1 pseudogene is annotated in these 525 nt (G+C 70.1%); it reads left to right on the top strand.

Features of this window, described 5'->3' with window-relative positions:
• Positions 1-525 (top strand): annotated as a pseudogene (locus tag HHX30_RS40425) (hypothetical protein); the annotation flags it as partial.

Raw genomic sequence — 525 nt, 5'->3', positions numbered from 1 at the left:
TACATCTGGCTGACCCGCCCGGCCAACGGCCAGTACGTCCTGAAATCCACCAACGGCCCCTTCGGCCCCTATGAGATGCGCCAGGTGCTGCTCAACATGGGCGGCCCGGTCTCCGGCGGCGGCGTGCCCCACCAGGGCGGCCTGGTCCAGACCCAAAACGGCGCCTGGTACTACATGGCCTTCCAGGACGCCTACCCCGGCGGCCGCATCCCCGTCCTTGCCCCGATCACCTGGAGTGCCGACGGCTGGCCCAGCGTGCAGACCGTGAACGGCGCCTGGGGCGCCTCCTACCCCTACCCCAACGTGCCGCGCCCGCCCCGGCAGGTGAAGCCGCCGACCGGGAGCGACACCTTCACCGGCACCGAGCTGGGCCCCGAGTGGGAGTGGAACCACAACCCCGACACCACCAGGTTCAGCGTCGGCAACGGGCTGCGGCTGCAGACCGCCACCGTCACCAATGATCTGTATTCGGCCCGCAACACGCTGACCCACCGCATCCTGGGGCCGTCCTCGACCGCCACGATC

The sequence above is a fragment of the Microbispora sp. H10836 genome, assembly GCF_012999525.1.
Lineage (GTDB): Bacteria > Actinomycetota > Actinomycetes > Streptosporangiales > Streptosporangiaceae > Microbispora.
The sequence above is the reverse complement of the archived record's forward strand: the minus strand, read 5'-3'. Positions and strand labels throughout refer to the sequence as shown.